The 26,773-nt window shown below is 39.0% G+C and carries 23 protein-coding genes and 1 pseudogene; 7 read left to right on the plus strand and 17 right to left on the minus strand.

Annotated features, from left to right (window positions below; genetic code table 11):
- The 3 genes from LV92_RS10150 to LV92_RS10160 form a co-directional block, all read right to left on the minus strand.
- Positions 1 to 207, minus strand: a complete 207-nt coding sequence (locus tag LV92_RS10150; RefSeq protein ID WP_146613530.1) for a hypothetical protein — start codon at positions 205 to 207, stop codon at positions 1 to 3.
- Positions 208 to 221: 14 nt separating this feature from the next.
- Positions 222 to 1,322 (minus strand): MBL fold metallo-hydrolase, encoded by a 1,101-nt coding sequence (locus LV92_RS10155; RefSeq protein WP_111623516.1) that lies wholly within the window; start codon positions 1,320 to 1,322, stop codon positions 222 to 224.
- Between the two features lie 101 nt (positions 1,323 to 1,423).
- Positions 1,424 to 1,996, minus strand: coding sequence for a TetR/AcrR family transcriptional regulator (locus tag LV92_RS10160; protein ID WP_111623517.1), 573 nt, complete (start codon positions 1,994 to 1,996; stop codon positions 1,424 to 1,426).
- 258 nt (positions 1,997 to 2,254) lie between these two features.
- On the opposite strand from LV92_RS10160, the gene LV92_RS10165 reads away from it, so the two are divergent.
- Complete coding sequence (locus LV92_RS10165; protein WP_245946334.1) at positions 2,255 to 2,599, plus strand: DoxX family protein; 345 nt, start codon at positions 2,255 to 2,257, stop codon at positions 2,597 to 2,599.
- Between the two features lie 236 nt (positions 2,600 to 2,835).
- Here LV92_RS10165 and LV92_RS10170 read toward each other — a convergent pair whose 3' ends face one another.
- The 5 genes from LV92_RS10170 to LV92_RS10190 form a co-directional block, all read right to left on the minus strand.
- Complete coding sequence (locus tag LV92_RS10170) at positions 2,836 to 3,285, minus strand: KTSC domain-containing protein (RefSeq protein WP_111623519.1); 450 nt, start codon at positions 3,283 to 3,285, stop codon at positions 2,836 to 2,838.
- Between the two features lie 116 nt (positions 3,286 to 3,401).
- A complete protein-coding gene (locus LV92_RS10175) occupies positions 3,402 to 3,596 on the minus strand; it encodes a cold-shock protein (protein ID WP_031444295.1) in 195 nt (64 codons plus the stop codon).
- Between the two features lie 271 nt (positions 3,597 to 3,867).
- Positions 3,868 to 5,418, minus strand: coding sequence for an SDR family oxidoreductase (locus LV92_RS10180; protein ID WP_111623520.1), 1,551 nt, complete (start codon positions 5,416 to 5,418; stop codon positions 3,868 to 3,870).
- A gap of 47 nt (positions 5,419 to 5,465) precedes the next feature.
- Complete coding sequence (locus LV92_RS10185; RefSeq protein WP_111623521.1) at positions 5,466 to 6,779, minus strand: DEAD/DEAH box helicase; 1,314 nt, start codon at positions 6,777 to 6,779, stop codon at positions 5,466 to 5,468.
- 5 nt (positions 6,780 to 6,784) lie between these two features.
- Positions 6,785 to 8,125 carry a DEAD/DEAH box helicase gene (locus LV92_RS10190; protein WP_111623522.1) on the minus strand — a complete coding sequence of 447 codons (1,341 nt, stop codon included), beginning with the start codon at positions 8,123 to 8,125 and terminating at the stop codon, positions 6,785 to 6,787.
- 235 nt (positions 8,126 to 8,360) lie between these two features.
- On the opposite strand from LV92_RS10190, the gene LV92_RS10195 reads away from it, so the two are divergent.
- A complete protein-coding gene (locus LV92_RS10195; protein ID WP_111623632.1) occupies positions 8,361 to 9,059 on the plus strand; it encodes a dioxygenase family protein in 699 nt (232 codons plus the stop codon).
- Positions 9,060 to 9,188: 129 nt separating this feature from the next.
- Here LV92_RS10195 and LV92_RS10200 read toward each other — a convergent pair whose 3' ends face one another.
- Together LV92_RS10200 and LV92_RS10205 are read right to left on the minus strand one after the other, a co-directional pair.
- A complete protein-coding gene (locus LV92_RS10200) occupies positions 9,189 to 11,699 on the minus strand; it encodes an outer membrane beta-barrel family protein (RefSeq protein ID WP_111623523.1) in 2,511 nt (836 codons plus the stop codon).
- 89 nt (positions 11,700 to 11,788) lie between these two features.
- A complete protein-coding gene (locus LV92_RS10205) occupies positions 11,789 to 12,598 on the minus strand; it encodes an AraC family transcriptional regulator (RefSeq protein ID WP_111623524.1) in 810 nt (269 codons plus the stop codon).
- 419 nt (positions 12,599 to 13,017) lie between these two features.
- Here LV92_RS10205 and LV92_RS10210 point away from each other — a divergent pair, with 419 nt between their 5' ends.
- From LV92_RS10210 to LV92_RS10220, 3 genes are read left to right on the plus strand one after another with little or no spacing between them, the layout of a single operon-like run.
- Positions 13,018 to 13,596, plus strand: coding sequence for a TetR/AcrR family transcriptional regulator (locus LV92_RS10210; RefSeq protein ID WP_111623525.1), 579 nt, complete (start codon positions 13,018 to 13,020; stop codon positions 13,594 to 13,596).
- A gap of 24 nt (positions 13,597 to 13,620) precedes the next feature.
- Entirely contained in the window at positions 13,621 to 14,616 is a 996-nt protein-coding gene (locus LV92_RS10215) for an NADP-dependent oxidoreductase (RefSeq protein WP_111623526.1), read from the plus strand.
- 48 nt (positions 14,617 to 14,664) lie between these two features.
- On the plus strand, positions 14,665 to 15,342 hold the full coding sequence (locus tag LV92_RS10220) for a type 1 glutamine amidotransferase domain-containing protein (RefSeq protein WP_111623527.1): 678 nt from the start codon (positions 14,665 to 14,667) through the stop codon (positions 15,340 to 15,342).
- A 223-nt stretch (positions 15,343 to 15,565) separates the two neighbouring features.
- Here the strand turns inward: LV92_RS10220 and LV92_RS10225 are convergent, their stop codons facing one another.
- The 3 genes from LV92_RS10225 to LV92_RS10235 all read right to left on the minus strand — a co-directional run bounded on the left by LV92_RS10225 (position 15,566) and on the right by LV92_RS10235 (position 19,554).
- A complete protein-coding gene (locus tag LV92_RS10225) occupies positions 15,566 to 16,459 on the minus strand; it encodes a DUF4382 domain-containing protein (RefSeq protein ID WP_111623528.1) in 894 nt (297 codons plus the stop codon).
- A 250-nt stretch (positions 16,460 to 16,709) separates the two neighbouring features.
- Positions 16,710 to 17,225: a nuclear transport factor 2 family protein gene (locus LV92_RS10230; RefSeq protein ID WP_111623529.1), complete on the minus strand. Its 516-nt coding sequence runs from the start codon at positions 17,223 to 17,225 to the stop codon at positions 16,710 to 16,712.
- A gap of 205 nt (positions 17,226 to 17,430) precedes the next feature.
- Complete coding sequence (locus LV92_RS10235) at positions 17,431 to 19,554, minus strand: M3 family metallopeptidase (protein WP_111623530.1); 2,124 nt, start codon at positions 19,552 to 19,554, stop codon at positions 17,431 to 17,433.
- A 111-nt stretch (positions 19,555 to 19,665) separates the two neighbouring features.
- Between LV92_RS10235 and LV92_RS10240 the strand changes: the two genes are divergently transcribed.
- Entirely contained in the window at positions 19,666 to 20,109 is a 444-nt protein-coding gene (locus LV92_RS10240) for a DUF2784 domain-containing protein (protein ID WP_245946335.1), read from the plus strand.
- Between the two features lie 91 nt (positions 20,110 to 20,200).
- The gene (locus tag LV92_RS10245) at positions 20,201 to 20,941 is read left to right on the plus strand and encodes a phytanoyl-CoA dioxygenase family protein (protein WP_111623531.1); all 741 of its coding nucleotides are present in this window, start codon (positions 20,201 to 20,203) and stop codon (positions 20,939 to 20,941) included.
- A 74-nt stretch (positions 20,942 to 21,015) separates the two neighbouring features.
- On the opposite strand, the gene LV92_RS10250 is transcribed toward LV92_RS10245, so the two are convergent.
- The 4 genes and pseudogenes from LV92_RS10250 to feoB form a co-directional block, all read right to left on the minus strand.
- Positions 21,016 to 22,404 carry an FAD-binding oxidoreductase gene (locus LV92_RS10250; RefSeq protein ID WP_111623532.1) on the minus strand — a complete coding sequence of 463 codons (1,389 nt, stop codon included), beginning with the start codon at positions 22,402 to 22,404 and terminating at the stop codon, positions 21,016 to 21,018.
- 55 nt (positions 22,405 to 22,459) lie between these two features.
- Positions 22,460 to 22,942, minus strand: coding sequence for a cupin domain-containing protein (locus LV92_RS10255; protein ID WP_111623533.1), 483 nt, complete (start codon positions 22,940 to 22,942; stop codon positions 22,460 to 22,462).
- Positions 22,943 to 23,311: 369 nt separating this feature from the next.
- The gene (locus tag LV92_RS10260) at positions 23,312 to 24,418 is read right to left on the minus strand and encodes a nickel-binding protein (RefSeq protein ID WP_111623534.1); all 1,107 of its coding nucleotides are present in this window, start codon (positions 24,416 to 24,418) and stop codon (positions 23,312 to 23,314) included.
- Positions 24,419 to 24,578: 160 nt separating this feature from the next.
- Positions 24,579 to 26,772, minus strand: a pseudogene (gene feoB / locus LV92_RS10265) (ferrous iron transport protein B).
- Between the last annotated feature and the right edge of the window lies 1 nt (position 26,773).

Genomic DNA, 26,773 nt, shown 5'->3' on the forward strand with positions numbered 1-26,773 from the left:
CTACAGTAGTTCTTTACAGAAATAACCATTGGAATTTAACACTATTTCTATATTGGATGTAATATTCCCAACAGTTTCAATACGCAGTATATTATCACAATCCTCAAAATCGAAATCTACTTTTAATATCTCCTTGAACAGATTTAAAAACTGTCTGACTCTGGACTCCTGATCTTCACTTATATTGGCCTTAAAAATTGTAATCATTAGATTTATCAAGGTTATTTCCACCAATGGGAGGTTGTTTCTTCCAATCGATTAAGGTTGATAGGTTCGCCAATTCTTGGAGTTAGTACATCCAAGTTTAATTCCTTTGCCCTGTTGGTAACCCGCTCTACAGGTTCTGTCCAAGGATGCATTGCCAACTTGAAGGCCCCCCAGTGGATGGGCATTATTTGTTTTGCCTTAACGTCCAATCCGGCCTGGGCCGTCTGTTCTGGAAACATATGTATATCGGGCCACATCTCATTGTATTGTCCGCATTCTATCATCGCAAAATCGAAAGGTCCATACTTGTCTCCTATCTCCTTAAAATGTGGGCCATAACCGCTGTCGCCACTAAAGAAAACATTATCCTTTTCGGATTGTATCACCCAAGAACTCCACAAGGTGTTGGCCCTATCGGAAAAACCCCTTCCAGAAAAATGCTGGGCTGGGGTACATTTAAAAACCAATCCCTCATGGGTAACTTCCTGCCACCAATCCAGCTCAACAATACGCTCTTTTTCAACGCCCCATTTTTGCAAGTGTGCCCCTACCCCTAAAGGAGTGTAAAACATATTCACCTTGTTCTTTAATTTCTGAATAGAGCCGTAATCCAAATGATCATAGTGGTCGTGGGAAATTATAACAGCATCGATTCTAGGAAGTTTTTCCACCTCGATCGGCAGCTCTTTACTAAAACGATTGGAGCCCAACATGGGATGCGGTGCAGGGACCTTCCCGAACATGGGGTCTATCAAGATTGTTTTGTTGCTGATTTGCAATAGAAAAGCGGAATGACCAAACCAAATAAGCCGTGTACTGTCTTGATATTCAACAATATTCAATGAATCCAATTTAGCCACTGGAATATCCTTACTAGGTTTGGTAAGTGGTGTGGGGCCAAAGAAACCTGCCAAACTCTTTCCCATATCCCGCATACTCATGTCCAGTTTAACATTACCCTTATTAATAAATTTCCCATTAATATAATTCGGGGATTTATCATAGATCCTTTTCTGCTCCAAGGTAGGTGCCCCACCAAACTCTGGGCTCAAATACAAAAATAGAACCCCTATTACAATCACGAATAGAAGTCCGCTTCCAATTACTATACTCATTTTCTTTATTATTTTTTTCAATGGATAATTACTTTTCGCAGCGAATGCCGCATTTAATACATTTATTATCGAATTTTTATTCTGTTATTATTCAAAAAAAACTAGCTTCTAATGGCATCCCAAACCATAGAGAACATAAAGTCGATATTTTTCTGGTTCAACTCCATTTTTCCATCCATAATTAATTTTACGGTTTCCCCCATTAAGGCCCCTATTATGCCCATTAGAATGTTGTTGTCTATATTTTTGAGCAAGCCTTCCTTCTTCCCAAGTTCAATAAGGTTCATGGCCATTTTACTTTTTGTCTCCTTAACGGATATAGGTACCTTTTCGTAATAAGGCGATTTTTTCAACTGCTCCAAAAAGCTCATTTCCTTTTTGTTGTTAATACTGAAATTGATCCAAAATAGCCATAGCATTTTAAGTTTTAGCTTATAGGGCAAGTCCTCCGTTATTTCCTGCTCACTTCTCTGGGTTTCCCTTTGTATAAGCCCTATAGCAATGGAAACTATTAAATCTTCCTTATTCCTGTAATATACGTACAGTGTAGATACCGAAAGGCCAACACGACTTGCTAGGTCCGCCATCTTTATTCCTGCAAACCCTCTTTCGAAAACAACATCCAAAGTGTTTTCTACTATCGCCAATTGTTTTGTTTCATCTTTTACCCTCACGGTGCAAATGTAAAATTTAAAATCGAATAAATATTCGATTATGTAGATTTTGCTAATTTATTTTTTTATTGCTATTATTTTTTGGCTGCATATAAACTTCAAGAACCTCTTTGGTCCTATCTAAATATTTTATTACCTAGAGCTAGGTGCAAGGAGATAATCCTTATCTTAGGAATTGATAACCCATACCAATTTTAAATAATCTAGTAACCTATGCTTATTTTCTACTTTACCGTAGCTGCTAAAATCATCATTTTTATGAGTATTATAAATGTTTGGTTTTTCCGATTCAACAAGCCCACGCCATGGAGAGGAGGTGACTCCAAATCCATGAAGGAAGAATTCGAAACCTATCGTCTGTCCCCTACCATAATGTATATCATTGGAACAATTAAAGTTTCCCTTGCCGTAATGTTGTTGATCTCTATTTGGATAAAAGATCTAAGCACCCCTGCGGCAGGCGCCATGGGAATTTTCATGCTGGGTGCCATAGCCATGCATTTTAAGGCCGATGATCCCAGTATCAAGTCTTTTCCTGCCTTGATCTTATTTATACTTTCGGTAGGGATTGTTGCTGGCGAAGTGGTATTGGCGGATTTATAGATCCAAGTCGGGCACTGGTCCCAATTAAAACAATCAAGTACTATTCAATAAGTAGAATCCATGGAATTGGACTGGGAAAGTGTGTCCAATATGGGCATCGTAAAAACGCTAACAGTAATGGTTTATAAATAAAATTAAAAAGTGAAAGCCGAAGTGGCTTTCACTTTTTAATAATCTGTCCTAAGCTTTGGTATTTTACCTTTTGCCTGGGAAGTTTCTCTTAATATTTATAAACTCTAAGCTTCTTGAAGCTGCTTTTTGGATTGTCTATAGGTGTAATTCGGGTAGATCGAACGTTTCGCAAAACGATTCACCGTATTGGAATTAACCATCTTGGTGTATATCTGTTTGGTAACACCAAAGTATTCGTAGGTAGACCCGTCCATAAAGGTGATTTCCAATAACATTCCCTTATGTTGATAATCCGCTATTCCTGAATTGTTGATGGTCTCCGTATAGGCTTCCAAGTTTGCCGCTTTGGTTTCAGGAGCAATACTCACCAAAAAATGATAGCCATCTATAATCTTTCTACTGTTTACCTCCGCCTCTTCACGCTTACTATCCGCTTCTTGAAATTTATCCGGATGCCATTCCTTTACCAAATCGCGGTAACTTTTCTTAAGTACCTTTAGATCGATCTCCTTTTCTATTCCAAATAATTTCTTGTATTCGTTTATGCGCTTCATAATGATATTTTTACAAGGCGCGAAACTACGCCTAATTTCTTACAACACGCTGTATTTAACAAATAAAAAAAGCCCATCAGTTTTGATGGGCTTTTCATTAAACATGGAAGTATATATTATATAACTTGTACGTTTACTGCGTTTAAACCTTTGTTACCTTCTTTAAGGTCAAAAGATACTTCATCGCCTTCGCGAATTTCATCAATTAAACCTGAAATGTGTACAAAATGATCCTTTTCAACACCTTCTTCAGTGATAAAACCAAAACCTTTTGTGTCGTTGAAAAATTTTACTGTTCCTTTACTACTCATCGTAATGTAATTAAATTTATTATAATATTAAGCTGCAAAGATGGCGCTAATAATTTAAAAAACAGCTATTTACTTCAATTATATTTAAAAAGCTTTGTTTTTCAGGCCTTTATTTTCCAATATCCACTGGAATTACACCCTAAATTAAAGACTGGTAACTGTACCTTTTCTTCTTTAAACGCTTGTTGATCAATTTTTTCATCAAATCTTCTGCAAATTCCCTATGTAGGTCAAAATACAAATAAATATAAGCCCCCAAAAGTGAGTAAAATTACCAATCGATAGGAAAGTAATCTTTTAGAAATTTACCTGACCAATGTTTCCCGGTATTAATTCCGTCTATTAACGGATCCATCACTCGGGCACCACCATCCACTATATCCAAAGGAGGTTGAAAATCGTAGACTTCCTGTTTCATTTTGGATAGTTCAGCGGGATCTTCATCCGTAACCCAGCCCGTGTCCACTGCATTCATAAATATTCCTACTTTGGCCAAATCCCCAGAAGCGGTATGGGTAAGCATATTTAAGGCTGCTTTTGCCATATTGGTATGTGGGTGGCGCGATTCCTTAAAATTACGATGAAACTTACCTTCCATTGCCGAAACATTAATAATATGTTTTTGACCGGTGTTCTCCTTCTTCATTAATTCTGCCAAACGGTTGCACAATACAAAAGGAGCTACGGCATTTACCAATTGAACTTCCAACATTTCGGTAGTTTCAATTTCACCTAGTTTTAGTCGCCAACTATTGGTTTTGCGCAAATCTACCTGTTGTAAATCGGCATCCAATTCCCCTACGGGAAATACTTCCTTGGCCACTAGGACATTGTCAAAACTATATGGGATTTGGGACAATTTGGCAGAAGCACTTAAGCCGATACCAGCTTCAGGTCCGTGCCAGGTGACCGGCATGTTCTGATTTGGCGATACCCCGGACCTTAGTTCTTTTAGTTCCATCAAACATGAGGTATGATCACTTAAAACTTTTTGGGCTGATGAAGGAAGTGAAGTTATGGATCTTTCCTCGTTGGACATTAAATGCTGGTAAAACCCGGAAGGCCTTCGCACCGTCTGCGCAGCATTATTGATAAGAATATCCAATCGCTCATATTGCCGTTCTATATAATTACAAAATATTTCTACACTCGGGATATGTCGTAAATCAAGACCGTGTATTTTTAATCGATGTCCCCATTCCATAAAATCATCTTCCTTGGAAAAACGTAAGGCCGAATCAACCGGAAAACGTGTTGTGGCAATCACCGTAGCCCCACCTCGCAATAACATTAAAGTTATATGATATCCAATTTTTAATCTAGATCCCGTTACAACGGCAACCTGACCTGTTACATCGGCAGTTTGAAATCGCTTGGCATAATTGAAATCGCCACATTTTATGCACATGGTATCATAAAAATGATGTAATTCGCTAAACTCCGTTTTACAAACATAACAGTTTCTTGATACCTCCAGTTCCTGTTTTTTATGATTGACCAATTCTGCAGTAGGCAAAAGTTTAGGGGCAACAAATATGTGGGCCTCTCGTGCATTTCTAATACCTGTTTCCTTCCGAGCCTTTCTGTCCCTTGCTTCTTTTTTACGAAGGGCACTTTTCTTACCGTCCTTTTTTCTTCTGGAAAATTCTTCCCTATTGGGTCTGGAAAATTGGCCCGATACTTTTATTAAAGCGGTTCTTTTTTCTTTTGGAATATCAAATATCTGATCTGTGTGGTCCACTAATTGCTGCAAGAGTGCAATACAATTATCGATCTCCTCTGGAGTGATTGCAACTTTATTCCCTTTTAGATCTTCTTTCATTTTTAATAAATTCCAACGAATAAATATTTTGTTTTTATTCTAATAAATTAAAGAATCGCAATCCGAACTTTTTTCTTTTTCAAACGTGAATTGTTCAATTTTTCCACCAATTGATGGGCAATCGACAAAGGAACGGCAACGAAGGCACAGTCCTGTTTTAACTCTATTTCTCCCAATTGGTCCTTGTTGATATTCCCTTGTTTAAAAAACAGCCCAGCAATATCACCCTTGGAAATTTTGTCCTTTCTTCCTCCGGAAATAAATAAGGTTTCCCAAAACTGTTTCATAGGTGCCCCTTTTTTGGAGATATCCATATCGCCAGTATCCTTTATAAACTCAGGCAATCGCTCCTTATCCCATTTTAACACGTAGGCAGTACCTTTGGCATTTACCCTTGCCGTTCTCCCATTTCTATGGGTAAACTCCTCCGAAGAATGTGGAAGCTCGTAATGAATTATATATTTTAACTCCGGGATATCTATTCCCCTCGCCGCCAAATCCGTGGCGATTAAAATTTGACTGGTTCCGTTTCTAAATTTGATAAGGGAGCGCTCCCTATCCTTTTGTTCCATTCCTCCGGAAAAGCAAGTGTGTCCTATTTTATTTTTCTCCAATAAAGAACTCACTTCTTCTATACTATCCCTGAAATTACAGAAAATGATTCCCGGCTGATTTCCCAAGTGTTGCAACAACTCCAATAGCCTTGGCAATTTATCCTTGGCAGGCGATAACACGATCTTAATTGTTAATTTTGAACCAACTTCTTCCTCTAAATAATCGATAAGTACTGGCTGGTCCAATTTTACAAAACTTGGAATCTCAACTCCCTGTGTAGCGGAAGTCAAGATCCTTTTTTTAATATTGGGCAATTCACTTAGAATTCCCGCCATTTCCTCCTCAAAACCTATTTCCAGAGACTTGTCGAACTCATCCAGCACTAAGGTTTTAATACTTTCCTTTGAGAACCGGTCACTATCAAAATGATCCAAAATACGCCCTGGTGTCCCTATTAAAATAGAAGGATTATGTTTAATTTCAATCTTATCCTTGGACATAGGGCGTCCGCCATAAACGGCATTTACCTTATAACCAGTCCCCATATTTCTAACCACTTGTTCAATTTGTATAGCCAATTCACGCGTAGGCACCAATATCAGTGCCTGTACTTCGTCAATATTGGGATCTAGAGTTTCTATCAATGGCAACAAAAAAGCCAAAGTTTTGCCCGTACCCGTTGGTGACAGAATAATAGTGTTGGTCGTTTTTCCAATTACGGCAATAGCTTCCTCCTGCATGGGATTCAACTGCTGGATATTTAGTTTTGCTAAAACATCCTCCTGGTCTTTAATATTATTTGCCATGGCTATTATTTATTTTTTTTCTTTTTGGGCGCTTCTACTTTTGGACCGTGACCCGTAGATTGCGCCAAGTAATTCGCCAATATCTTATCTATAAGTTCCTCTTTTGTCAAATGATGGAAAACTGTTCTTATTTCTTCCCTAAATTCCTGTGAAATATTTCGGTTGGGTTTGGTCTTGAATATTTTGTTGGCCCAAATCAAAGCGTTATTTTCTTCAATACTTTCGGCATCCGCTTTTTTAAATTCTTTAAAATCTATACCCAACTCCTTTTGGAAATCGGCAATATCCTCTACTTCCTCTTTCTGGATAACGGTTAATGAAAATCCTTCTGCCCCTGCCCTGGCGGTACGTCCACTCCTGTGAACATAAGTATCATAAGTATCTGGCAAATGATAGTTTACTACATAGGATATTTCCTTAACATCAATACCACGGGCAGCCAAATCGGTCGCCACCATAATATCTATAAACCCTTCTCTAAATTGTCCCATCACCCGATCTCGAATACCCTGGGTTAAACTCCCATGTATAGCACCTGATCGGAATTTATTGATGGCCAAGTTTTTTCCCAATTTATTTACTGCCGCTTTCGTCTTGCAAAAAATAATTCCTCTTTCTCCCTCCCTAGACTTTAAAAAGTGCAACAGGACGTCCAATTTCTCAATGGGTTCTACTACAACATACCTATGCTCTATTCCCTGATGCCCCACTGTAGCCATGTCCGCTTCAATCTGAACTACATGTTTGGACATATAATTCTGGATCAATTGTTTTAAGGCTCCCGGCATGGTAGCCGTAAACAATAATGTTTTTCTGGCTTTTGGGATTTCTGCAATAATACTATCCAAATCCACCTTTAAGGCAGTTACCATTTCATCGGCTTCATCCAAGACCAAATACTTGATGTTTTTAATGTTTATGGCTCCCCGCTTCACCAAATCCACTAGGCGACCTGGTGTGGCTACTACAATATGGGTGGCACTCTTTAAACGTTCTATTTGAGGCTTAATAGGGATTCCTCCACATATTGAAGCAATGGAAATAGAAGGACTATGGGTAGAAAAAGAAACCAGATTAGCATAGATCTGTTGCCCCAGTTCCCGTGTAGGCGCCAATATTACACCTTGGATATTGGTATTTTCAGTTTCTATTAATTGTAATAACGGCAAACCAAAAGCAGCCGTTTTACCTGTTCCTGTTTTTGCCAGAGCAACCACGTCTTTGTTTTGCTCCAAAATCACAGGAATCACCTTCTTCTGAATATCTGTGGGCTCTGATATTTGTTGGTCTATTAAACTTTGAAGTAGGTGTTCGTTAATTCCTAAATCAGAAAACTGCTTTGACATATAATAATTTTCGGCAAAGATAGCCACAGTTTTCTAGGGAATGCCCGTAATTGGTTTATATTCCAATATATTAACGGTTAGTGCTCTGGAAGTCTATTTTACTGGTTGCAGCATTCTTTACAAAATGTATAGAAAAAAAATAATCCATATTCCTCTTGCCTGCACTATTCTTCCAATTTCCTTCATTAAGACCTCCTTTTTGAATAACTTTAGTAAGGTCTATAATCCATTAATAATGAAAAGAAAAGATTTTCTAAAAAAAGGAGCCTTGGGAATGGGAATAATCGTTGCCGTCCCTACTACGGTAGTTCATGCCTGCTCCAAGGATAGCGACCCTAAAGAAACCGAAGTAGGTAGGGAGGAATGCGAATTGTCCCCTAGTGAGACAGCAGGACCCTTCCCTATCAAAACCCCTTCAGATCTAATGAAGGCTAATATTGTCTCCGATAGAACTGGTGTAGCCTTACTAATTTCCCTTGAGGTACTTGATCTAAGTGATGAATGCAAACCGCTTTCCGGAGTCTATGTAGATGTTTGGCATTGCGATGCCCAAGGGTATTACTCCGAATATGGGAATAACGCGCTTCAACAAAGTGATTTTACAAACGCTCATTTTTTGAGGGGCCGACAAACTACAGACACCAATGGCAACGCTTCATTCATAAGTATTTTCCCTGGTTGGTACAAAGGTAGGGCCCCTCACATTCATCTTGAAGTTTTGGATGCTATGGGAGAATCGATTAGAATAACCCAAATTGCCTTTCCTAAGTCCATTTGTGATACCGTATATGCTACTTCCTCATATGAAGGTGAAGCGGATACTTTAAATGATAGGGATAATGTCTTCATAAACAGTCTGGATGGCAATATGGCAGACTCGCTAATCGGAAATACAACGGACGGTTACACCTTGGTAAAGACTGTTATTGTTTAGAATTGTTACTACTACGGGAATACAAGGTCCATTTTCAGAATACCGCGATAATTGTTGGAACAAAAAAAAGGTCCAGCAATATATGATCGCCAGACCTTTTTTTAGTGTTAATTTACTTCACCTGACTATTTAGAATTCTTTTTTGCCAAACTCACTTTCTATAAACTTGGCCTTATTTTTAATAGCATTAAAGGTATATGATAAATTAATGGATATCATATCTACCTCATACCTATAATTGGTAGTAGTGTAAAATTCATTGGCTTTATAGGTAGTGATTCGCTGTTCATTGGTATCCAAAATTCCCATATCTATATTCTGCCATTGAAGGGTTGCCGTTAATTTATTGTCAAAAAATGCCTTACGGAAACTAAGATTGGGGGAATAGAACCTAGAGTCTTCTCCTTGAGCAGTATTTGTTTCAGATAAATAATTAAAGGTAAATTGCAAAGAAGCATTTTCCCAGAAAGAATAGGTAGAATTTACATTAAAAGAATATATGGTGGCACTACTATTTACATCGTAATTTCTGGAAATACCGTCTCTATGCCTAAATACAAAGGCACCTTCAATATCATAGGAATATATATTAGCGCCAATATAATTGCTCCAATTTTGACTTGGTTTTAATTGTGCCCCTATTTCAAGGCCAATGGCATTGCTTTTGCCCACATTGGAATAAACCCTGTTAATAATACTGTCCAATACCGCACCATTGGCTTCATAAGCCAAAGTATTTACACGGTTTATTACATTGTCTACATGTCTGTAATAGGCAGTGGCACTAACCGAATTACCACCCTTAAAATTTTTGATGACCCCCAATTCTACCAAATCTATAAATTCTGGTCTCAATTGATTATCCCCTTGTTCAAAAACCTCAGAGTGTTCCCTTTCTGCAAAACTGTTCATTTTTAGGGTAGTTGTACGTTCTACCCTTTTGCTATAGGCAGCCTTTAATTTGGTAGCATCGCTCACAGCATATTGTAAGGAGGCAGATGGAAATAACTTAACAAAGTCATATTTATAGGTTCGTTCGGGATCGGCTGTCCTTAAGTCCTCTGAATAAGTGCGATCCATGGATTCCAAGCGTAGGCCACCGGCATAATCCCATTTATTACTTGCGCCTGTAAGTTGGGTATACCCAGAATGGATAGTACGCTGCAGACTTATATTACTGGAAAATTCAGGTACCAAAACGCCATCGCGCTCATAAACAAACTCACCTGTGTGATCAATATCCCTAAATTGATAGCCCGTTTCCAAGGTACCAAAGGAAAAAGGCTTAAATTGGTAATCCACATTTACCCGATACCCATTTAACGGGTTGTCATTGGTATTGTATTCCTGCTGATAAACAATGTTGCGATCAGTAATTCCCAAATTATCATTATAGGTAGGACCGCCCAAAAAAGTGTATTCATACAACAGGGAGGTAGACAACCTGGAATCATTGTTGAATTTATGGGCGTAATCAAAACTGCCTAGTACAAAATCGCCTTTTCTGGTTCTTAAATTATGATTATAATACTGAAAAGTATATTCCCTATTGCCACTGCCAATAGGTGAAATGGCGTGATTGTCATAATAATCGATATCGGCTAAACGATCTACAGTATGTTTTCCTGCATAGAAACCCAAAGAATAGATATCAGCATCATTAGGTGTAAAATCTACACCAAAACGTCCATTATAGCTTATATCATCAAAACTCCTCTCCCCATCGGAAGGCAAAAAAGTTTGCTTGTCCTCAACTTGATTAATGACAAACAATTCGCCTTCCCTCCTACCAGTTTTGTCATTGCGTTGGTAACTTGTGCCAAAGGATAGGTTCCATTTGTCCGTTCTTCTATTTAAAGTGGCATCCACTCCATATCTTTGTGCAGCCACCTTGGTGTCATAAGGTTCTATTGAGGGTAATCCTCCACGCAGGTTTACTTGGGCATATACGCCATTGGTTGCTCCCTTTTTTGTTATTATATTTAAAATACCTCCTTTACCCTCTGGATCATATTTGGCCGAAGGCGCGGTAATCAGCTCCACTGTTTCCAATGCATTTGCCGGTAATTGGGACAATATGGCACTGGCGTCGCCTTGGGTAGGTTTCCCGTTGATTAGGACAGCAAATCCAGAACTCCCCCTGACACTGATACCGCCTTGTGCATCAACAGTTACCGACGGCAAATTTCTTACCACATCAATGGCATTACCGCCCTGACTGCTTTGAAACTTTTTGGTATCAAATACCTGACGGTCTATTTTATGAAGAACTGTAGCCCGTTCACCCTGAATGACAACTTCGTCCAATTGGTTGCCAAGGGATAGGCCAATTACGGTAAGATCTTTGGCGGGTTGCCTTTTATCTATCGCAATATCCACAATTGTTTTGGTTTGGTATCCCATAAAGGAGGCTTCCATATAATAGGTTCCGGGCTTTACCCCTTCTATAACAAAGGATCCATCCTGAGAAGTAACCACTCCCGTAATCAGGGAGCCGTCTGTTTGATTATACAGGGCTGCCGTAGCATATTCCAATGGCGAATTATCAGTGGCGTCAATAATTTTTCCTGAAATTTGAGCAGTTGAAGCTTGTACACCAAACAACGATATAACAACAATAATAATGTACTTATAATTCATAAATATCTGATATCTCTAAAAATTTTGACAAAAATATACTAGTCCTAGAACTTAAAATGGTGTATTTGAAAAAGGATTGGTACCAATACTTAAACTAGGTTTTTTCTATACTGCAAAGGGGTAAGTTGTGTGTATCGCTTAAAATATTTGGTAAAATGCGAGCTGTCCTTAAATTCCAGATCATAGGCAATATCACTGATTGATTTGTTTGTATATGCCAATTGTCTTTTTACCTCCATAATAATATGTTCCGCAATAACGTCCGATGCGGTTTTGTTGAACACTTTATGACATACGGCATTGAGGTTCTGTGAAGTAGTATTTAATGCCTCCGCATAGAAGGAGACATTATTTTTTAAATTTTCGGACAATAGATTTACAAATTGCATGGTCTTATCCGTATTTTCCCCACCTTGGGCAGCGGCATATTTAACCATTTTTGACAATAGGGCCTTTAATCCCCCCTCCACAGCTTCTTGGTTCAAATTACCTTGTTCCATCTCCCAACACAAAGACTTAAACAAAGACTTTAATGATTTATCGTCTTGTTCTACCATTATTTTTTGGCAGTTGTTCAGTTTTATCAATTGTGTATTGATGTATTTGTCCAAGGTTTTTTCCAAAAAAGATTCCTTGATAATGATCACATAACCCTTGGGTTTTGTGGTAATCTCCCAATGATGAACCTCGTCCTTTTTAACAATAAACAACAAGGGTGGTTCTATACTGTGGCTTTCCATGTCCAAATGATGAAAACCGCTACCTTTTATAAAATAGATTATTTCGAGATATTTATTGTGTTTGTGAGGCTTGGTATACCTTTTAGTGACATCGAAGGGTTCTATTTTTATACCAACTTCAGAGTTTATTTTGTTATATGTGCTGATGGAATCGTTCAAAATGATCTGCAGTTAAGAAGTATAATAAGAGTAAATGTAAATATTACATTTTAAATTCAATTTTAGAAACTTAACTTTATGATAAATTTATAATAAAGTTAAATTAACCTTACTTTCCAAAGTGCTCTCTGTATTGCGTGTCTAAAGGGTATACCTTGTTAAATACATCGATTTTGACATATTACATCTTCCTCACATTTTGCCTTAATCATAGTCCTCCCAAATTAACCACTATCCCCTATCACGCCCAAATAATCAACTTATAATAACAATATCCCATTTTATTTGAATTTTTTATACCTGTAAACTTATGTTAAAGATCCATAAAAAAGAATGAACATTCATTTTTAGTATTATCTTTGTACTCATATGTCTTTCAACCTTGAACAGCAACCTTATAAATTTCCATTTAGAAGATTATGGCAAAACTCCAAAAAAGTATTGAAAAGCGAAATGCCTTGGTAAAAGCAACCATTAACTTGGTCAATAACAATGGGTTCCATGCCACCCCCATGTCCAAGATTGCAAAAATGGCGAACGTCTCACCTGCCACTATTTACCTGTATTTTGACAATAAGCAAGACCTGGTAAACAAAGTGTATATAGAAGTTAAGGCAGCATATACCGCTTATGCTTTCAAAAACTACAGTAACGACATACCTGTAGCCAAAGGTTTTGAAATAATCTGGAAACGCATTGCCGATTTTAAACTAAAAGAAGTGGAAGAAGCTATGTTTCTGGCCCAGTGCGACAATACTCCAATAATAGATGAAGCAAGTAGACAGGAAGGCCTAAAACACCTTCAACCTTTACTTGACCTTTGGGAAAAAGGGAAAAAGGAAGGTATTATAAAACCTTTGTCGCCCTACCTATTATATGCGTACTCTATAAACCCTCTCTCTTTTTTAATGGTAATGCAACAAAGAGGTGTTTTTCAATTAAACCAGGATCACCTGGAGGATGCCTATCAAGCGGCCTGGAACAGTATTAAAAAATAAAACTCGATAAACTAATATCACATTATGATACAGACAATTTTATTAAAAAAACGACCAAAAGGGAAACCTACATTATCAGATTTTGAATTTGTAAAGGAGGACAAAAATCTAAACATCCAAGAAGGAGAATTACTTTTGGAAACCACCTATATTTCCGTAGACCCCTATTTAAGGGGAAGAATGAGCGATGCCAAATCATACGTTCCGCCCTTTGAGGTAGGTAAACCTATAACTTCCGGTGTAGTTGCCAAAGTTATTGCTTCCAAGAACGATAAATTTAAAGAGGGCGATTTCGTTTCGGGGATGATGGACTGGAAAACCCAACAAATTTCCAAAGGGGAAGGACTGTTAAAAATAAATAAGGACCTAGCCCCGCTTAGTGCTTATTTAGGTATTTTGGGTATGACCGGACTAACCGCCTATTGTGGGCTCACCCAAATTGGCACACCCAAGGCCGGGGAAACCCTAGTAGTTTCCGGTGCTGCAGGTGCCGTGGGCAGCGTAGTAGGACAGATTGGAAAAATACTCGGACTATATGTCGTGGGTATTGCAGGAACGGATGAAAAAGTTTCAATGTTAACCTCCGATTTCGGCTTTGATCACGCCATTAACTATAACACTGAGGATATGGGAACTGCCCTTAAAACGGCTTGTCCAGATGGTATAGATATTTATTTTGACAATGTAGGCGGTCCTATTTCTGATGCTGTTCTATTTAATATCAACAAATTTGCTAGAATGATCATTTGTGGTGCTATTTCGGTATACAATAACACAGAAATACCCAAAAGTATTAGTGTTCAGCCCTTTTTGGTAAAAAATAGCGCTCTAATGCAAGGTTTTATCGTTTCCAATTATTCGGAGAAGTTCCCAGAGGCCATGAAGCATTTATCCACCTGGTTGGCCGAAGGCAAGCTAAACTATACCGAAACCGTTGTGAGCGGTTTTGAAAATACCCCCCAGGCATTTTTGGATTTGTTTGAGGGTAAAAACAAAGGGAAAATGATCGTGAAAGTCTAAGGCTTGGATTAGGACCCTAATTAAGAATTAATTAAAAAAATACTTAAAATGAACATATTATTTGTACTAACATCCCACGATAAATTGGGGGATACAGGAAAGAAAACAGGATTTTGGATCGAAGAATTCGCAAACCCATATTATACCTTACTGGACAAAGGGGCCGATATTACCCTGGCTACACCAAAAGGCGGGGTGGCACCAATAGACCCAAGCAGCGATACCCCTGAAGCCAGTACCAAGGATACGAAGCGATTTAAAAATGATGCAGTGGCACAGGAAAAAATAAAGAATACTTTGGCTTTGTCTAAAATAGACCCTAATGATTATGATGCTGTGTTTTATCCTGGAGGTCACGGGCCCTTATGGGATTTGTCCAATGACAACACATCTATAAATCTCATTGAAACTTTTAACCAACAGAAGAAACCAATTGGCTTTGTATGTCATGCCCCGGCAGCACTAAAGGGTGTTAAAAACGAAGATGGAACTCCTCTTGTAAAGGGTAAAAAAGTAACAGGGTTTACAAATTCGGAAGAGGAGGCTGTGCAACTTACAGATGTAGTTCCATTTTTAGTGGAAGACATGCTCAAAACAAATGGCGGTATCTTCTCCAAAAAAGCGGATTGGGCGGCATATGCAGTGCAGGATGGCAATTTGATTACAGGACAAAATCCGGCATCTTCAGAATTGGTAGCGGAAAAACTATTGGCGTTTCTTAATTAGAGAATCATCTTTAGGCTATAAAAGCCGAACAACTTGCAATAGTTGTTCGGCTTTTTTTTGTTAAAGGCCTAAGTCTGGTATTTATTTAAATTGAGTACCAATGATCTCTAATTACTTCATAAACTAGATCCCCTCTAGTCTTGAAAATCTAGCCAATCTTAAAGCTTTTACAAAAAAAAGGTGGGCTATTACACCCACCTTATTAACTTCATATAAAATATTCTTATTCCCCTGCCACCAAAATAAAATCTTGGGAGGTCTTATTACTTGCAACTATATCTATGCCAGTAACTGTTTCTTTTAAGTAGGTTGATAATTCTACCTCAACATCATATTCTCCGGCCATTAGCCCCATAACCATATATTTTCCGTCAGCATCCGTAAAAGTAGTAGTATTCAAAGTGTCGGCTGCAAAAACGGCTACTTGTGCCCCTTCCAATCCTACAGCAACTTCTTCCTGAAGAGTTGTAACCATACCGGACAAAGTGCCAGCGGTGGACATATTGCAAGCTTTAATGACTGGTTTAAAATTAAAGCCGGTTATATTTTCAAAGTTACTGCCTCCGCCTTTGGCTACAAAGGATTTGCTTACATCGAAGTCCAACAATAGATCAGCACTTAGTCCACCATTAACTACAAGTCCGGGCTTAATGAAAATTTTAATACCACTTTGCTCTCCGCTAGGTACTTTTAAATCAAATGTGGAGCCATCCGTTAGTACTACATTTACTCCTTTTACGTAGACCCTTATAAGGTCGTAAGTACCAACCGGTACTTCAAGGTCGACCAAATTTTTGGTAACTCCGTTGGTAAGATCCAAAAGGTTTACCTCCATTTCATCTTCCATTAATACCATAAAAGAGGATTTTTCTTCTGTTTCCATCGAAGAATCAGAATTGTCACCAACCTCAGAATTAATATCCATATCCCCTTTGTAACGGGCTTCTATCTTAAAAATAGTCACGTTTGCCTCTGCTACCAGATCATGTGGAAAAGGTGCGTCCGTTAAGTTAACGGAAAGCCTGCCATAATCACTATTCTTGTCATCATTGTCCGTACAAGAAGTAAAAACTATAAAAACAAAAAATAATGCAATTGTTACCAATCTGAATTTCATAGTTATAAATTTTAAAAATTAGTAAATGTCAGCTAAGCCCCATAATCAAGGGCCCTTAAACAATAACAATCAAAGATGGACTTTACCCTACCATATTTTTAATTTTTAACCATTTATTCGTTGAAATGCATCCCAAATTTAATTTTCTGGAGATTAGCAGCAAATTAACATAAGGAATAAGTGGCTAATTGAATCCATTCTAAACCGAGCTTCAACTGCTTTTATGCAACATTGCCCAAAAAGGTCCAATTTATTCCTCGGGTGATTGGTGGTCGTAGCTCAATACCCTTTTTAATTGCCAAATACTATCCTGCAGTATATAAACATGGGAGAATTTGGCTATCCCGGTTATGTAAAGTTCTTTATTGGCCTCCTTTATATAAAATTCGTGGACCCCGTTTTGTATGGCCCCATACAAAACTCCGTTATTGTACAATGGAAATACTTCCATACTTTCCGCTACCATTTTACGAATTGGCTTCTTATCTGCATTACCACAAATATTTTCTTTAATAGCCTTAAAAAATTCCTCCTTGGAAGTGCTTGGTCCTGCTTGATCATGATAAAATTCCAAATCAGGGGCAATTAAGTACTCCATCTTCTTAAGCTCACAATTATTAAACCCATCTACAAACAAGGTACTGTCCAATTTTAATATGGTCCGGTATAGCTCCGACGAAGATTCCATTTGTGCCTGCCCGGTATTGAAAAATAATAATGTGTAGATAAAAAGTACTGCTATCCTGCCATAAGAAACGGTTTTCATAATAATCAATGTTTAGGATTAATCCACTAAAGATAATAAGCTTAAGCTTTTGCTAAAATATTCCACTCTCAATGAATTGTGTCATGTTTATGCTTCCTTTTTCAAGAAAGAAAAAATTGGACTATCCACAATTGCTCAAAATAAAAAAGAGACCCACAACAGGCCCCTATTTAATATTTAATCCTAAGATTATGAAAAGCAACAATTACTGTAGGCCTCTTGCTTTTAGCATAGGTTCAATTTTTGGATCGCTACCACGCCAGTCCTTATACATTTTTTCCAAGGGCAGGGTATTCCCACGAGAAAGAATCATATCCCTCAAACGCTGACCGTTTTCCCTATTAAGTCCGTCATGGGTCTCAAACCAATTATAGGCATCGTGGTGCAGCATTTCGGTCCATAAATAGGAATAGTAACCAGCTGCATAGCCGCTGCCAAAGATATGGGCAAAATACGTGGACCTATAGCGTGGTGGGACAGCCGCAACCACATCCAATTTGGTCCTGTGCAAAGCTTCCTTTTCAAAAGCATTGGCATCCTCGATTTTGATAGCGGAACCAATGGTATGCCACTGCATATCCAGGTTGGAGGCCGCCAAATTTTCGGTAAGGCTATAACCTTGGTTAAAAGTCCCCGATTTCTTGATCTTATCGATAAGCGTTTGCGGTATCTGTTCCCCCGTTTGGTAATGACGGGCATAGTTTTTCAAGATTTCAGGGTACAAGGCCCAATTTTCGTTGAACTGGGAAGGAAACTCTACAAAGTCACGCGCCACCGAGGTACCTGATAGGGACGGATATTGCTGGTCGGCAAAAAAGCCGTGAAGGGCATGGCCAAATTCATGGAACATGGTCTCTACCTCATCATAGGTCAGTAGTGCCGGTTCACCTGCTACGGGTTTCGGATAATTACAGACATTGTAGATTACAGGTTTTTTATTGTATAGTTTGGATTGATCTACAAAATTGCTCATCCAAGCCCCTCCCCGCTTACTGGGCCGGGAAAAGAAATCGCCATAGAATAATCCCAATGGATCACCGTTCTCTTCAAAAAGCTCATATACCAAAACATCTTTGTGATAGGTTGGGATATCGGTTCTGGCCTTATAAGTAATTCCGTATAATTTTTCGGCAGCAAAGAAAACCCCTTTTTCAAGTACGGATTTTAACTCAAAATAAGGTTTTATCTGGTTTTCGTCCAGATCGTATTTTACTTTTCGCACCATTTCGGCATAATGGTTCCAATCCCAAGGGGCAAGGGTAAAATCCCCTCCAGTTTTCTGGATCATTTCCTGAATTTCCTTAGCTTCTTGCCCCGCCTTGGCCGTAGCTGAAGGAACAAGTCCTTCAAAAAGTTTAAATATATTTTCCGGCACTTTGGCCATGGTGTTCTGTAAACTCCATTCCGCATAATTTGCAAAACCCAACAGCGCACCCTTTTTAGCCCGTAATTCGGCAATTTCGGTAATAATGGCCTTGGTGTCATGAGCTGTACCATCGGCACGCAACCATGCAGCCTGAAATAACTTCTCTCTGGTTTCCCTTTTTTCCAAGGATTGCAATAAAGGTTGTTGGGTGGTATTTTGAAGCGCAATTTTCCAGCTTTTCCCATCTTCCATCTCCAAAGATTTCAACTCGGCATCCGAGAGTCCGGCGAGGTCGGACTTATCTGTAAATATTACTGCTCCAGCATTATTAGCCTCTAACAAGGTTTTATTGAAAGTATTGCTCAAAGTAGCCAATCTGGAGTTGTAAGACTTTAAGATTTCCTTGTTCTCTTGGGACAAGTTGGCTCCGGCGATTTCAAAATCCTCAAAATAATTCTCCAAAAGCTTTACCGATTCTTCATCTAAATCAAGACTTTGTTTTTTATCGTGCAAAGTTTTTACCCTCTGAAACAATGTATCATTGAGGTAAATTGCATCCCGAAGTTCCGAAAATTTAGGCGCCATTTCTTCTTGAACAGCTTGTAAGGTATCATTGGTATGGGCACCGGTCAATGCCGAAAATACATTTCGTACCCGGTCCAAAAGAAAGCCGCTCTTTTCCATTGCCATTACGGTATTGTCAAAAGTTGCCGGATCGGTACTGTTCACAATTTCATCTATTGCCGCCCTTTGTTCAGCGATTCCCTTCAATAAAGCCTCCCTAAAATGGCTGTTATCTATTTTAGTGAAATCAGGAGCACCATAAGGTAGCGTACTTTCCACAAGTAACGGGTTATTGGTAATATTCATAGTTTTCTGGGAAGTTAAATTGTTATTTGTCTTGGAGTCCTTACATGCAAAAATCAAAACCGATATAAGGAACAGAGAAAATACTTTATTCATATAAAACATTTTAAATCTGTAAAAGTAATGAAATCAGTGTGATTGGGAAAGTTGATCTCCTTTGGGCAATTTGCCCAAGCTATATAATGCTTTTCTCCGAATTCCGTAAAAATGGTACGCAAGAAAAATTTGCTATCTTTTCAGAAAAACCAATCCTTGTACCTAATGGACGATGTATTTTTAAGGATAGTCAATATTTTTTTCTTTGTTTTCCATTCAGCTCTGATTATTTTTAATTTGTTCGGGTGGTTGTTTGCACGTATACGAAAAATTAATCTTATCACCTTACTTTTAACTTTTGGGTCTTGGGTTTTGTTGGGAATTTGGAAAGGATGGGGCTACTGCTTTTTAACGGATTGGCATTATGAGGTTCTTAAGCGCTTGGGACAATCCAATCTACCATCAAGTTATATTGCTTTTTTGGTGGAAAGGATAACTGGTTGGCTGCCTAGTGTTGGACTTACCAATACAATGACCCTGGCTCTGGCAATTTTGGCATTGGTGTGCTCGCTTTGGGTAAACTTTATATCCAAAAAAAAGTCCAATCAATATTAGTACAATTATATTGTTCAATGTTATCACAATATTATTGTACCTTTTTTGCTTAACAAAAAATTTCTTGAATTAATTATAAATTTGCTTTAACATGCTTACCGAAGAGGAAATTGAAATTTTGGAAAGTCAGGGTTATTTATCTCTGGGCAAACTTCTGACCGACGACCAAGTAAAAGCCATAAACGACAGGATCGATGGCCTAATGCTTAATGAAGGTGAAGCTGCCGGGGCGGAATTGACTGAGTCAAAATATATACGCCACCCTAAGGAAGAAGGAGCCGATCGCTTGGCGGACCTTGTAAATAAGGGAGACGTTTTTGATGTGTTTTATAGCCACCCTAGGCTTCTGGCCGGTATTTCCGCCGTTCTAGGTCCTTCCTATAAATTATCTTCCCTGAACTATAGGGCTGCAAAACCCGGGCTAGGACATCAGAATTTACACATAGATTGGGGAAATAAATCCGTCCAAGGTGTCTATAAAGTTTGCAACTCCATATGGTTATTGGACGACTTCACCGAAAATAATGGCGCCACCCGCATCGTACCCGGAAGCCACAAACTTGGAGTTTCTCCTCATGAAAAAATGGAGGATCCCAGCCTACCCCATCCTGATGAAGTCATTATTCAGGCTCCTGCGGGATCCGTATTTATCTTTAACTCGCATGCGTGGCACGGTGGAACTACAAACCGCACCACAAAACCAAGAAGAAGTATCCACAGTTATTTTTGTACCTCTGACCAACCCCAACAGATAGACCAAAGAAAATATATAACAGAGGAAACCAAACAACGCATAGGGTTGGAAGCCCAAAAAATATTGGATGTATTGTGATAGCATAATCACCCCCTGAATAATCAAACCCTATATGTCCTAATCATTTAGTAGCCAATAAACTATGCCATGCCTTAATTACCTGGCATGATATTTTGATTTACCCGAAACCGATTATTGGGATCATACTGCTTTTTTATCTTGGCCAAACGCTGGTAGTTATGCTTATAACTTGCCATTACCCTTTCCTGACCCTCATCCATCATAAAATTGGAATAGGCCCCTCCTGAGGAATGTGGGTGCAATTCATTGTAATAATCCTTGCACCAATTAGTGACTTTTTCAGTATTGTTGGGATCTGGATCAACCCCCACTATAACACCTGCGTACTTTGCATCCCTATAGGCCCAGGGAGTATCCGTAGCACCTACTTTGGAGGCAGCGCCACTAATAGGGTATAAGTGCATTTGTGAGAGTGGTGTAGGGATTTTAGAGCCGTATTTTAAATGGCCAGCCCTCACCTCAGGACCTAATTTATTAAAGAAGTCGGCTCTCCAATACCATTGCAATCCTGGTGGAAAGAGTCCGTCGAACAGTGTTTGTACAGACGGATATGGCATTTCGCCCACATGTTCGAACAGCGGTTTTTTAGCCAAGACAGGTTTAAAAATCTCTTCAAACTTATCCGGCTTACCTGTATAACACCATACTATGCCACAAAATTGTTTGTTGTGCAGGTGTTCCGGGAATGGAGGTCCAGGTATAACCAAAGTAGCGATAAACCCATTTAAATCTTCCGTAGCCTTATTAATAAATTCATCGTACCAGGCCATTATTTCTTCTGTCTGCTCAATGGGCCATAAGGTAGGTCCACCGATAACAGTTTTTAGAGGATGGGCTTGAAATTTAAAAGAGGTTACAATTCCAAAATTGCCTCCTCCACCTCGAATGGCCCAGAAAAGGTCGGTATTTTGCTTTGCGTTCACCGTAACAAAGGAACCATCGGCCAAAACCATATCGGCCTCCAACAAATTGTCTATGGTAAGTCCATATTTCCTGGAGAGATAGCCTACTCCACCACCTAGGGTCAATCCCCCAACCCCGGTAGTAGAAATTATTCCTGCAGGGATTGCCAGTCCAAAGGCATGGGTGGCATGATCTACCTCGCCCCAAAGGTTTCCCCCTCCAACGCGGACCGTATTATTGGAAGTGTCTACGCGGATAAATTTTATCCCGGATAGGTCTATTACCATTCCGTCATTACAGATTCCCAAACCACCGCCATTGTGTCCACCTCCTCTTACAGCGATCAACAAATCGTTTTCCCTTCCAAAGTTTACGGAAGCCATAACATCTGCCACATCCACACACTTGACAATCATCCCGGGATGTTTGTCAATATTGGCGTTGTACACCTTTCGCATGCGATTGTAATTATCATCGGATGGCATAACCACTTCTCCCCTTATTTGTTTTTTAAAGGATGCAACAAGGCCGGCATCCATACCAATAACCATTTCCATAATTTTAATTTTTAAATGTTTGTTTAACTAATTCCCTTAAGGTCTGCATCTACCATTATTGTTTTAGTACCATTGGAAAAGCGTCCAAAGGTTCCTCAAAAGCAATGAATATTACACAGGGATCCTTATCCCCACATTTTGCGGTATGCGGTTTTGTGGAGGGGCCAAAGGCATAGGAGCCTACTTTCATTATCTGTTCCTTTTCGCCTTCGTAGGTAACACGCAATTCTCCAGAAACAAGAATCATACGCTCGGCGGAATTATGCCAGTGTTCAGGTATTTCATAGTTGGCGGGTACTTTAAAAAATACATCTACATTCGCTTTGGATGGATCACCATGCAATACAGATATTGTACAGCCCTCCGGCATAAAAGATGGGCAAGGGCCCCATTGCAGATCCTTATCCTCATGCGTCCTTACCATGGATGTTTCCACTGCTTCTTTAATGTCACCTTGGCCATAAAAGGAAAAACTTGTAAAAAATGTCAAAATCAAAATGACAACTTTTAATTGGGAATACTTTAGAGTGTTGTTCATGACTAAAATGATTTAAGATTAATAATTGTTACTAATAAATAAGAGGCATTCCTCCTAGAAATATGGCATTGAAAGCTTAACCAATTCCTTTTCCAATTTAAACTTTGACCACATATATGGTGAAAATTTTGAAAAGGGGAAATAGTGAGCGATTGGTTAATAAATACTTAAATCCAGGGGGTTAAAGCAAGTGTTAAGTAAATATGATCATTGACTTACCTCAGGTTTATGACTAGACCACAAACAGCATCTATTTGCGGAAGCTTTCTTTTGTTTGAAGTAAAATTAAAGTAAGTAAGGCCCAATGACCTCTACATTTAATTCAAATAATCACAAAATTCAAGCATGGGTACAATTACACTATATAGCTTATACAGCATAATTTTGGATATATTTGGATGGAAGTATTCCAAAATTATCCATAAAACATTTTGAGAAATAGGCCGGACTATTAAATCCCGTTCCAAAAGCAATTTCAGAAATATTATTCGCTTTTTTATCCAATAATTGCAAGGCTTTTTCCAATCGGTAATCCTTGATGAAATTATTGGGCGACTTCCCGGTAAGACCTATCATTTTTCTGTATAACTGGGATTTACTGAATCCCAGATTTTTGCTAAAATCATTGGAGTTAAATGCAGCATTGGTCCATTCCTTCTCGGTGTAATCCATTAATAGGTTTACAAATTTCTCCTCTCCAACACTAAGAGTTTTTATATTCTTATGGTTCAATTTAACGTTCATATTTTCACTCTCATACAATTCCCTAACTTCAGGGGATATAACAATTTTTCCATGAACCATTTCACAAAACCGTTCTGCCATTTTTATAGTATCTTCAAAAATACCATCCTTCTCGGTTACGGGAACACCGGCATGCAGCCCTATATTCAATTTATAATCCCAATTAAACCCCTTGGAAGTGTCGTTGATGTTGGAATGGATCTCTTGAGCACAAAGTACAGCGTTGGTTACCGAATTAAAGGATAACAAAAAATAACCTGATTTCTGCCTTACAATCCGCCCCAAAAATTTCTCTATGGATTGTAAAATGGATTTGTTATAAATGTGGAATTCTCTGTCCATCAGTTTGGGATCAACCCCCAAAAAAGATACTTTTCTTAAACCAATGACCATTATGGTTCTAAAAGCCGGGTCGTTAATAATATTTAATTCTGTCTTTTGTGATTTTTCGGGATCTTCTATTCTACCCAAGAAGGACTCAACTATTGAACTCTCCACTTCAATAATTCTATGGGGAACTTCTCCATGCGCATGATTGTGCATGTCCTGAATAGCCTTTTTATTGGGGGCCTGAATTAGACAAAAGGCCGTTCTCCTTTTTTCATCGCACCAGTAGGTCATACCCTTACATCCGTAAAGATGCTCAATTTTTAAATCCTCCCGGTGCATTTGTGCCACATGCGCCGCGGTGATCTCCTCAGGAATTTCGTGACGATCCATGTAAATAGGCATAACAGTAAAATTTTATACAAGTTAGTGATTTTAATCTAGTTACAGAAGTGATTGCCTAGCTCGTTTTAGCCTAATATCATTATTATCCAAGTATATATATTTTTGTTTTATATCCCTACCTCAGCTCTCTGGATATAGATTTATTCTGGGATTGCCATGTTTATGATCCCAGTCTCCAAATCTGTGCCACCAAAAAAGTCACCACAAATCCCATAATAACAGGCAATATTGAGGCTACAAGAGTCCATTTAACACTTTTTGTCTCCTTATAAATAGTATAAATAGTGGTGCTACAGGGATTGTGCAACAGACTGAACAACATAAGGTTAATGGCAGTCAACAATGTCCACCCCCCTGCTCTTAGAATATCCCCAGTTGCCGTTACGGAATCCAATTCGAACATAACACCTGCGCCTGCGCCTGCGGAAATTCCTGTAACTAGAACGGTCAACATCAAAATAGTGGGGATCACAATTTCATTGGCCGGAATAGCCACAATATAAGCCACCAAAATAACACCGTTAAGGCCCAAAAGGAAACCAAAGCCATCCAAGGAATCTATCAACCATGCGGCCACACTGGCATCCCCAATATAAATATTTGAAATAAGCCAAATTACGGCTCCTGCGGGAGCAGCAAAAACAATTGCACGCCATAGCACTATCAAAGTCCTATCTATTATGGACGTATAGATGGTTTTCCAGAATCGCGGAGGACGGTAGGGTGGTAATTCCAAGTTAAAGGTAGATACTTCTCCTTTCAACACCGTTTTGGAAAGCCCCCATGAAACCAAAAACATAAACACCATGCCCAACACAGCTATTCCTATAACGGCCACCAATGACATAATTCCTGAATAAGAAGCAGGCACTAGGGCTCCTACAAATATAGTGGCTATCAGAATCTGTGTAGGCCAACGTCCATTACAAAGCGAAAAGTTATTGGTGATAATGGCAATCAATCTTTCCCTAGGACTGTCTATGATACGCGTAGCAACAATACCTGCGGCGTTGCAACCAAAGCCCATGCTCATGGTCAAGGCTTGTTTACCGTGCGCCCCGGATAATTTAAACAAATGATCCAAATTAAAGGCTACTCTAGGTAAATACCCAAAATCTTCCAATAATGTAAATAATGGAAAGAAAATGGCCATTGGCGGTAACATTACGGCGATGACCCAAGCCACCGCCAAATATACCCCATCAATTAAAAAACCGTCCAACCACCATGGCATTCCAATGGTAGAGGCGAATCCTTTTAAGGCCGGATGCAACGTATCCAAGAGCAATCCGGACAAAATGGATGACGGATAATTGGCCCCAACGATCGTCAGCCAAAGCACTACTGCTAAAATCAAAAACATAAGTGGGAAACCCCATACCTTGCTTGTAATGATCTTATCTATTTTGGCGTCTACCCTGAATGCCCCTTTTTCGTCCTTTTTATGTACAGAGTCCTTTACTATCTCTGCGGCGTCAGCATAGATTCCTTCCGCCAGATTATCATGGAATTCATCGCCAATTTGCCAACGAAGGTCATTGGAGAGGGAAATAATATGATCTATTTTGTTAGTGTTCATTAAGCTATAATTAAACGAATTCACCCGTTTTAAGGGTCTCAATAATATTTCTGTCCCCTTCCAGCAAGCGCAATGCTATCCACCTACTATTGGGTATATCAGGATAGACTTCTTTTATTTCAGCGCTTAATTTTTCCAGGGCCTGCTCTATATTTTTTGGTATGTTTTTTATGCGATGGGGCTTGCAAACAATTTTACCATTGGCCAGTTCACTAACGGTCTGTATCAATTCCGGAATTCCCCTATTATATCTAGCGCTGGTGGGAACCACAGGAATACCTAAATCCCTGGCCAGAGTACGGGTATCTATTTCCAAATTATTTCTTTCGGCCTCATCCATTAAGTTTAAACAGAGGACCGCGTTGTTGGTAATTTCCAAAATCTGTAATACCAAATTTAGATTTCTTTCCAGCCTACTTGCATCCACTACGATTACTGTCACCGAGGGTTTCCCAAAAAGTATAAAATTCCTGGCAACTTCCTCATCTTCCGAGGTAGAGAGCAAAGAATAGGTTCCTGGCAAGTCAACCAGCTTAAATTTCTCTCCATTGTACTCAAAAGCGCCTTCCGCCCTGGTAACCGTTTTGCCCGGCCAATTTCCAGTATGTTGGCGCAAACCGGTCATGGCGTTAAAAACAGTGCTTTTTCCAGTATTCGGATTGCCCGCTAAGGCAACTACATAATCAAAATTGGAGGTATTTACCCCTAATTTTTTCAATCCGTCCGCATTGAACTGGGCACAGGTATCACATGCGCTTTTAGGTTTAACTTCCATG

The organism is Arenibacter echinorum (assembly GCF_003259375.1).
Taxonomy (GTDB): domain Bacteria; phylum Bacteroidota; class Bacteroidia; order Flavobacteriales; family Flavobacteriaceae; genus Arenibacter; species Arenibacter echinorum.

Coding starts and splice junctions, on each gene's coding strand:
- LV92_RS10150 (WP_146613530.1), bottom strand. CDS start 207: ATGATTACAATTTTTAAGGCCAATATAAGTGAAGATCAGGAGTCCAGA.
- LV92_RS10155 (WP_111623516.1), bottom strand. CDS start 1,322: ATGAGTATAGTAATTGGAAGCGGACTTCTATTCGTGATTGTAATAGGG.
- LV92_RS10165 (WP_245946334.1), top strand. CDS start 2,255: ATGAGTATTATAAATGTTTGGTTTTTCCGATTCAACAAGCCCACGCCA.
- LV92_RS10170 (WP_111623519.1), bottom strand. CDS start 3,285: ATGAAGCGCATAAACGAATACAAGAAATTATTTGGAATAGAAAAGGAG.
- LV92_RS10175 (WP_031444295.1), bottom strand. CDS start 3,596: ATGAGTAGTAAAGGAACAGTAAAATTTTTCAACGACACAAAAGGTTTT.
- LV92_RS10180 (WP_111623520.1), bottom strand. CDS start 5,418: ATGAAAGAAGATCTAAAAGGGAATAAAGTTGCAATCACTCCAGAGGAG.
- LV92_RS10185 (WP_111623521.1), bottom strand. CDS start 6,779: ATGGCAAATAATATTAAAGACCAGGAGGATGTTTTAGCAAAACTAAAT.
- LV92_RS10190 (WP_111623522.1), bottom strand. CDS start 8,125: ATGTCAAAGCAGTTTTCTGATTTAGGAATTAACGAACACCTACTTCAA.
- LV92_RS10195 (WP_111623632.1), top strand. CDS start 8,361: ATGAAAAGAAAAGATTTTCTAAAAAAAGGAGCCTTGGGAATGGGAATA.
- LV92_RS10200 (WP_111623523.1), bottom strand. CDS start 11,699: ATGAATTATAAGTACATTATTATTGTTGTTATATCGTTGTTTGGTGTA.
- LV92_RS10210 (WP_111623525.1), top strand. CDS start 13,018: ATGGCAAAACTCCAAAAAAGTATTGAAAAGCGAAATGCCTTGGTAAAA.
- LV92_RS10215 (WP_111623526.1), top strand. CDS start 13,621: ATGATACAGACAATTTTATTAAAAAAACGACCAAAAGGGAAACCTACA.
- LV92_RS10220 (WP_111623527.1), top strand. CDS start 14,665: ATGAACATATTATTTGTACTAACATCCCACGATAAATTGGGGGATACA.
- LV92_RS10225 (WP_111623528.1), bottom strand. CDS start 16,459: ATGAAATTCAGATTGGTAACAATTGCATTATTTTTTGTTTTTATAGTT.
- LV92_RS10230 (WP_111623529.1), bottom strand. CDS start 17,225: ATGAAAACCGTTTCTTATGGCAGGATAGCAGTACTTTTTATCTACACA.
- LV92_RS10235 (WP_111623530.1), bottom strand. CDS start 19,554: ATGAATAAAGTATTTTCTCTGTTCCTTATATCGGTTTTGATTTTTGCA.
- LV92_RS10240 (WP_245946335.1), top strand. CDS start 19,666: ATGGTACGCAAGAAAAATTTGCTATCTTTTCAGAAAAACCAATCCTTG.
- LV92_RS10245 (WP_111623531.1), top strand. CDS start 20,201: ATGCTTACCGAAGAGGAAATTGAAATTTTGGAAAGTCAGGGTTATTTA.
- LV92_RS10250 (WP_111623532.1), bottom strand. CDS start 22,404: ATGGAAATGGTTATTGGTATGGATGCCGGCCTTGTTGCATCCTTTAAA.
- LV92_RS10255 (WP_111623533.1), bottom strand. CDS start 22,942: ATGAACAACACTCTAAAGTATTCCCAATTAAAAGTTGTCATTTTGATT.
- LV92_RS10260 (WP_111623534.1), bottom strand. CDS start 24,418: ATGCCTATTTACATGGATCGTCACGAAATTCCTGAGGAGATCACCGCG.